The organism is Mycobacterium sp. TH-M116 (assembly GCF_057473685.1).
In genome coordinates this window covers 1-7,862 of record NZ_JBYCLC010000135.1, presented here as the reverse complement: position 1 = coordinate 7,862, position 7,862 = coordinate 1, and the positions used below count along the sequence as shown (strand labels likewise).

The window sequence follows — 7,862 nt, the reverse complement described above, 5'->3', positions numbered from 1 at the left end:
ACGATGACGTGCACCCGATCGCCCGCGTCGCCCTGGGTGAATATCGTTTCGCCCGAACCGAATTCGTCTGCGAGCAGCTGCCGGGTCAACGCCGACGCCGCGGCGGGCTCGACGTGACGCAGGATTCCCGCCCGCCTCAGGGTCTGGACCAGGACCCGGTCCCCGTCGCCGGACGCGACATCGGGTGCGGCGCCCATCGGAGCCCTCCTCATCCGGCCAGGAAAACCAGCCGGACGTTGCCGACCTGGAGCTCGTCGCCGTCGGACAGCACCGCCGAGTCGACCGGTTCCCTGTTGAGGTACGTGCTGTTGAGGCTGCCGAGGTCCACGACGTGGAACGCCCCGGCGTCGTCCCTGCGGACTTCGGCGTGCCGGCGACTGACGGTGATGTCGTCGAGGTAGATGTCGCTGGTGGGGTGGCGGCCGACGGTCACGGCCGGTGCCTCCAGCCGGAACTGCGCTCCGGCGTTGGGGCCGCGCTTCACCACCAGCAGGGCCGACCCGCGCGGCAATTCCTCGACTTCGGCGTCGTGTGCCGACCAGGCGAGCTCGTCGTGAATGTCGGCGAGCGAGGCCAGGTGGGCCGTGTTGTCGTCGGGCGCGTGGCCCCGCCCGCTCATGTCCTGCAGGGGCGCCGGGTTGCGGGTCACGCGGCCCGCGGGAGGTCCGGCACCGCTTTGGTCGCCGGCGACATGGGCCGGTCCGCCGCGGGCCGCCAGCCGACGTAGGCCAGGTACAGCCCGACGAGGGCGAACGCGACACAGAGCGACACCCATAATCCCTGGGCGCCGACCATACTGTTCGCCAGCGAGACGAAGGCCTTGGGGAAAGACAACAGCAGCAGCCCGCGCAGGGTGATCAGCCAGCCCAGCAGCGACACGGTGATCGCGGCCGCGCCGTGCCAGTACTGGTGGCCGGCGACGACGATCAGGCCGAACAGCAGGACGAACGCGCCGGTCACCCAGGTCCACAGCGAGTTCGCCTCGAACTGCGCCAGCAGTGTCTGCATCTCCGAGGCGCGCGCCACGGCCGTGACGTCGACGATGACGAGGAACAGACCCAGCACGCGTGCGAACATGCGCGTCCTGGCCTGCGATTCCGGTTCAGCGTTCATTGCGATGCCTCCGTGTGATGCCGGTCCTACACCTGAATCGGATCACCCCGGCAAGCGCCCGGCTAGGGACCGAAGTCCCGTACGTCGGGACCTTGTGCCCTGCCGCGCCGTGTCGCGGCGCCGCCCAAACCCTTGGGCGTGACCCCCCGGGTCAGGGCTTGATGCGGATCGGTCCCGGCGACCACCATCCGGTTCGGGTGGCGGTGCGCAGGTCCAGCTGGGCGGGGCGCGCGTCGGCGATGGTGTCGAACTTGCGCAGCGACCCCCAGTCGCGGCCCCAGTCGTGGGACAGATACGTCGACATCACGTGGGCGCGCAGCAGCAGGTCGGTGATCCCCAGCAGCCCTCCGTTGACCCCGTCCTCCCAGGTGTCGGTGTCCTGTTTCTTGGCGTTGTAGTCCGGCGTGATGCGGAACCTCGGGATCTCGGTGACGCCGTTGACATGCAGCATCGGGTGCTGGCATGGGAACGCCAGCCCGACCGCCCAGTCCATCAGCACCGGCTGCGAGGAGCCGACGTACTCCTGCACGGAGCGCAGTTCGGGAACCCGCGGCGGGGTCACCGCTATCCAGTCCTCCGGCGTGAGGGAGAGGTCCTCGGCCACCAGTCGGACCGCGACGGCGTCGGCGGGTATCTGGGAGCGGGCGAAGCGCAGGTTGCGCCACACCTTGGGTTGTTCGCCGTAGAGGTCGTAGGGGGTCAGCCGGCCGGCCGCGACCGGCTCACCGCCGGGGCCGGGCCTGGCGTACTCCAGCACGACGGTCTGCCCGGCGGTGTAGCCGTGCAGGATGCTGTTGCCGGTGATCCTGCCCGCGGCGGTCACCACCAGCAGGGGGTGCCCGTCGTCCGGCCTGGGCAGCCGATACCACGCCGAGGTGAGCCTGCTCTGCTGTTGCGCTCCGGTGGTGTAGCTGCCCGCCAGCGGAACCCGGTCGGGGTCCAGGCCGTAGGGTAGCGGCAGCGTTGACCCGTTGATCCCCGGCGACTTCAGCCTGGTCGGCCCGTACCAGTCGTAGTCGGTGCCCGGCTGCGGAACCGCCGTCTCGCGGACCGCCTCGGCCAGGGTGCGTTCCGGTACGCCGTTGGGGGAGAACCCCGTCGGATCGACGCCGCCCAGCGGTCCCAGCGGGCCGTACTCGCCCGTCCCCCCAGCCTTGAGCGGCGTCATGAAGCCGGCGTTGCTGTCGGGCTCGACGAGCACGTCGTCGGCCAGCGCGCAGCCCCCGGAGAACTCCCGCAGGTTGTCCCAGCCGTTGGAGTAGGTGGGGTACTGGCGCACGATCCCGGCCACCATCGATGCGACGAAAACCAGCGCCATCAACCCGGCCGCGATCGGCACCGGTGCTGCCGTGACCGCGCGCGCCAGCCGGCCCTCGCCGCGGTCGCGCGGCGCGAAGTGCAGCCACACCGCCCACAGGGCCACCACCGCGAACGCCGCGAAAATCATGGCGCTGAGCTTGATTCCGCCGAGCCTGGGCATGATGTTGTTGAACGGGACGCCGTAGCTCGAGACGTACCACCAGCCGTTGGTGGTGGCGAAACACAGCGCCAGCACGAACAGCACCGCCGCGGTGAACGCCATGCGGTTGCGTGACCAGCGCAGCACGTGGTGCGACACCAGCACCGTGGTCAGCGCGGCCATCGCGGCGCCCACCGCCGCGAACAGCCCGAAGTGGTGCACCCACTTGGTGGGGGTGAACATCAGGAAGAACATGGTGCCGAAGATGACGCCCATCAGGCGCCACGCCGGCCCGCGGGCCACGCCCGGAACGCGCTTGCGCCGCAACATGATGAACACCGCGGTGAACAGGCACAGCGCGGAGATGAAAAAGCCGAACCGGCGCGACAGCGAGCCGTCGACGGTCGGCAGGAACAGGTAGTAGTAGCGCAGGTTCTCGGTGTACCAGGCCTGGCTGGGCCCGATGTCGGTGCGGATCCGGGTGGCTTCCAGCACCGTCGACAGCGTCTGGTCGGCGAACACCACCGTCAGGATGACGAAGCCGGCGGCCAGCAGCGGGGCCACCAGCGGCCAGGTGCCGACCACGCGGTGCCGTTTGACCATGATCCGCACGATCGGGCGGCCACCGGCGACCAGTGCGGCCACCGCGATCAGGCCGGTGGGCTGCACACCCAGGGTGAAGGCGGCCGTGACGACGGCCAGCGCGGCCGGCGTCACCCGCGAGGCGCACATCGAGCGCTCGATCAGCACGTAGGTGATCAGCGAACCCAGCGCGATGATCGGCTCGGGGCGCAGTCCGTTGTTGAACGGCATCCACGCGGTCAGCAGGACCAGGCCGGCCGCCCAGTTGGCGGCCGTGCTGCCGGTGACCGCGGGGCCCAGCCGGGGCAGCACCTCCCGCGACAGCAGCAGCCAGCACACCAGGCCGGCGACCAGGTCGGGCAGCCGCATCCACAAGCTGCCGTCGCTGACGTGGGTCATCAGCGCCAGCAGGTTGTAGTACCAGCCGAACGGGTCCTCGGGGCTGCCGAACCAGCGGAAGTAGTTGGACATGTAGCCGGCGTGGTCGGCGACCCGGGCCATGCCCAGGATGTAGCCGTCGTCGGAGGAGTTGGCGCCGATCACGTGCCACAGCAGGAAGCCGAAGATCACCGTGGCATCGACCAGGGTGAACGTGCGCCAGCGGGTCGGGATCAGCCGGTGCATGCGCCGGCCGTCCAGCTGGTCGAGGCGCCACAGCGCGACCAGCGCGACGATGGTCGCCACGACAGCCAGCACCATCGCCGTGAGTTTCAGGGTGGTCGGGGTGGTGGAGAAGCGGGTGTCGATGGTCGCGGAGAGCCGCAGCCCGGCCGGGGCGGGTCCGGTCAGGTCGGTGAACACCCCGACGATCTGCGGGCGCAGGTTGGGGTCGGGGAAGCCGCCGCGGACGGGCCTTCCCGCCGGGTCGGTCAGCCCGACGAAGGTGGCGAAGGTCCCGGCCAGGGTGGAGGTGATCTCGATGCGCTGACACTGCGGGGAGGCCACCTGATCGCGCGTCGCGCCGGCGATCACCACGTTGCGGTCGGTGACGTCGACGCGCTGGCGGCCGGCGACGACGAACAACGCGTTGAGGGCGGCGTCCTTGCCCTTCTTGGGTGCCGTGCCCAGCACCACCCCGCCGTCGGGGGGCAGGGCGCCGATCACCGAGCACGGCACGCTGGCCGTCACATCGACCGGGGTCAGCGAGATCAGCGGCGCCGTCACGCTGTTGAATTGGCCGTGCCCATCCACTTTTTGGGGCCAGTTCAGCATGGCGGTGGTTTGGACGACGGGCAGCAGCGGGGTGGCGACCGACAGGACGAAACCGATCAGCCCCGCGATGGTCGCGACCCAGCGCGTCATCCGCACGTCCCGGCGGTTGACGAGGCTCGCGGTGACCCCGCGGCGTTCGGAGTTGACGACGCTCATGGGAGGGCTCGAATCGGTCCTTGGCGGCTCCAGCCGGGCACGGTCGTCACGCCCTGCACGACAGCGGCGTTCGGAGCTTTCTCGGCCGGCACCAGACGGTGGTACTGCTCGACGGACCCCCAGTCGCGGTGCCAGTCGCCGCGCAGGTAGGTCGAGACGGTCGAGGTGTACATCATCGCCTGGGTGAACAGGAACGGACCGCCGGCCTCGCCGGCCTGCCACCCGTTCGACGACGCCGCCGTCTGCTTGTGTTCGGGCATGATGCGGTAGTCCGGAAGCTCGGCGACGCCGAGGTGTTCGGCGAACGGCCGCTGGCAGGGGAAGTTCGCGGCGGTCGCGACGTCCATCAGCACCGGTGTCTGCGATCCGAGCAGGTGCTGCAGGGTCTGCAGCACCGGGACCCGCGGCGGGGTGAACGCGAACCACTGCTCGGAGCTCAGGTTCGGGTCGTAGGCGACGATGCGCGCCACGTCGGCCTCCGGGGGCGCCCAGGCCAGCGGGAACCGCAGGTTGCGCCACGCCGGCTCCGGCCCGATGTCGATCGGCTGCACCTCGTTCAGCGGTTGGGTGGTGCCGTCGGGGCGGGTGACTCCCCACTGCAGCTTGAGCAGCTGCCCGTAGGTGAAGGTGCCGTCCTCCTTGTAGGACCAGATGGCGCCGGCGGCCGAGACGACGACCAGCGGTCGGCCCGGGTCCCCCCTTTTCAGGTCGCGCGGCAACCGGTACCACGCCGAAGTCGCCGTGGCGGCCAGCGAATTCTCGCCGTAGCTGCCCATCACCGGGGTGCGGGCCGGGTCGAGGCCGAACGGCAGCGCCGCATGCGACCCGTTGACGCCGACCGGGCCCTTGCCGCCGGCCGTGCCCGCGGAGTCACTCATGGTGGCGTTGGGCTTGTTGGGGGAGGCGTCGGAGTTGACCACGCCGGGTTTGGTCACCACCGGATAGGACCTCAGGTCCTCGCCCACCCCGTCGGGTGTGAAGCCGACCGGGTCCAGCCCGCCGAGCGGGCCGTCGGGCCCGAACCGCTGCCCGGGGGCCGGCTGCAGCATTCCGGCGTTCGGGTCCGGCTCGGCTAGCACGTCGTCGGCCATCGCGCAGCTGGTGAGTCCTGACGTGATGGCCGCGAGGTTGGCCTTGCCGGTGGTGTACTGCGGGTAGCGCAACACCGCTGCCTTGGCCAGCGAGGCGACCTCGCCGGCCACCATGATCGTCGCGACCACCAGCAGCGGGGTCGAGGCCAGCACCCGGTTGCGCCGGTTGTCCTTGACCTCGGTGTGCCCGGCGTAGTCCATCCGGAAGTGGTACCAGGCCCCCAGCAGGCCGGTCAGGATCGACAGTGTCAGGAACATCGACGTCACCGGGTGGCTGGCGACGACCGGCGGGATGTCGTACCAGGGCACCCCGTAGTTGTTGACGTCGAACCAGCCGTTGACGCCCGAGGTCGCCCACGCGAGCACGAACAGCAGCGCGGTGACGTACAGCGTCAGGTTGCGCCGGCTGTGCAGGCCGATCCGCGCGAAGGCGAACGCGGTCACCGCGCCGAGGAGGCCGGCCAGCCCGGCGAACACGCCGAACTGCACGGCCCACTTCGTCGGGGTGAACGTGAGCAGCAGCAGCCCGACCGCGGTGGTGCCGATCAACCTCCATGCGGGGCCGCCGGCCACCCCCGGCACCCGGCCGCGCCGCAGCAGCACCACCAGCACCACGAACATGCACAGCAGCAGCACCAGCACGGCGAAGCGCCGCGACATCGAGCCCTCGGCGTTGCTCTCCACCGTCAGGAAGTAGTAGCGCAGGAAGTCCTGGTACCAGGCGATCGTCGGACCGACCTGGTATTTGATGCGCGCCGACTCGGCGACGGTGGCCAGCGTCTGGCTGCGGAACACCACGACGGTGATCAGCGACAGCGCGGCCGCCAGCACAGCCAGCGGCGCCGGCAGCCCGTCGGCGGCGCGGCGCCGCCGGATCACCCCGGCGATGGCCCGCGCTCCGGTCAGCAGGGCGGCGACGGCGATCAGGCCCTGCGGAGCCAGGGTCGCGGTGAGCATCGCGACGATGATCGCGACCGCGGCCGGCGCCAGGCGGCCCAGCGCGATCGCGCGTTCCACGAGCATCCAGGTGGCCACCGCGCCGAGGGCGATCAGCGGCTCGGGCCGCAGCCCGTTGTTGAACGGCAGCCAGGCGGCCAGGAACACCGCCCCGGCGGTGAACACTGCGACCCGGTTGGCCGCCAGGCCGCCCCGGCCGGGCCCCAGCCGGCGCAGCGCCGCGTGCCCGATGATCAGCCAGCACCCGATCCCGGCCAGCGTGGCCGGGAGCCGCATCCACACGCCGGCGGTGCTCACCGACGCCATCCCGGACAGCACGGACAGATACCAGTCGAACGGCGCGTCCGTCGTCCCGAAGAATCGGTAGTAGTTGGCCACGTAGCCGGCCTTGGGCGCGATCCGGGCGATGGTCAGGTTGTAGCCGTCGTCCGACGATGTCGCGCCGATGACATGCCAGCAAAGCAGCGTCGCGATCACCCCCGCGTCGGCCAGCCAGACCGCGGCCCCGGCGCGCCGGCGCGCACCCCAACGGAGCCGGCCGTGGTCGCGCCGGTCCAGCGCGCCCAGCGCGGCGATGGCTGCCAGTACGGCCAGCACGCCGACGACCAGCACGGCCGTCTTCAGGGGGGTGGGCGCGGTGATGAACCGGGTGTCGACGTCCACGCGTGCCGACAGCCCGGGCTGGGCCGGCACCGTGAGGTCGGTGAAAATCCCGGCCACCTGGGGCTTCTTCTCCGGCGGCAGCACGCCGGCAGCGCCGGGAATGCCGAGGAAGTCCGCGCCGAGGGCTGCGCCGTCAGCCCAGATGTGCAGCGCCCTGCAGGAGCCCGAGGCGACCGCCGAACGCTGGGCGACCGCGGCCACCGAGTCGCGGAACGCCACGACGACCACGTCTTTGTTGGCGCGCGCGAACAGCCCGTTCTTGCCGGCGTCGACGCCGCCGGGCGGCAGGGTCGAGACCACGAGTCCGCCTTCGGCGGGCAGGGTGGCGATCGCCGGGCAGGGGATGGAGATGTCCAGTGCACGCGGCGCCCCCGACACCAGTGGCGCGGTGATCGCAGTGACGTGCCCGTCGGTGCTGCCCTGCGGCCACAGGATGGTGGCCGTGGTCTGCCGTACCGGCAGCAGTGGGACGCTGGCGCAGAGCAGCACACCCGCGATTCCCGCAGCGACGGCCACCATCCTGCGGACACGCTGGGAACGGTGCTCGCCGTCGGGGGACACGAGGGTCGATGGTAAGCGACGCCGCTGAGGACGCAGGGTATGGACACAGGCCCCGGCGGGTGCGCTGC

Annotated in this window: 5 protein-coding genes; all 5 read right to left on the bottom strand. The window is 71.0% G+C overall.

The features are described from left to right. Nucleotides 1-197, bottom strand: a 197-nt coding sequence (locus AC2VOK_RS06520; protein ID WP_486944285.1) for a cyclic nucleotide-binding domain-containing protein, incomplete at its 3' end; no start/stop codon positions are given. 11 nt (nt 198-208) lie between these two features. Beyond that, on the bottom strand, nt 209-619 hold the full coding sequence (locus AC2VOK_RS06515; protein WP_428899753.1) for an FHA domain-containing protein: 411 nt from the start codon (nt 617-619) through the stop codon (nt 209-211). Between the two features lie 26 nt (nt 620-645). Continuing rightward, a complete protein-coding gene (locus AC2VOK_RS06510; protein WP_428899750.1) occupies nt 646-1,113 on the bottom strand; it encodes a hypothetical protein in 468 nt (155 codons plus the stop codon). A gap of 151 nt (nt 1,114-1,264) precedes the next feature. Continuing rightward, nucleotides 1,265-4,456, bottom strand: coding sequence for an arabinosyltransferase domain-containing protein (locus AC2VOK_RS06505; RefSeq protein WP_428899752.1), 3,192 nt, complete (start codon nt 4,454-4,456; stop codon nt 1,265-1,267). Nucleotides 4,457-4,518: 62 nt separating this feature from the next. Beyond that, nucleotides 4,519-7,752, bottom strand: a complete 3,234-nt coding sequence (locus AC2VOK_RS06500) for an arabinosyltransferase domain-containing protein (RefSeq protein ID WP_428899751.1) — start codon at nt 7,750-7,752, stop codon at nt 4,519-4,521. Nucleotides 7,753-7,862 lie beyond the last annotated feature (110 nt).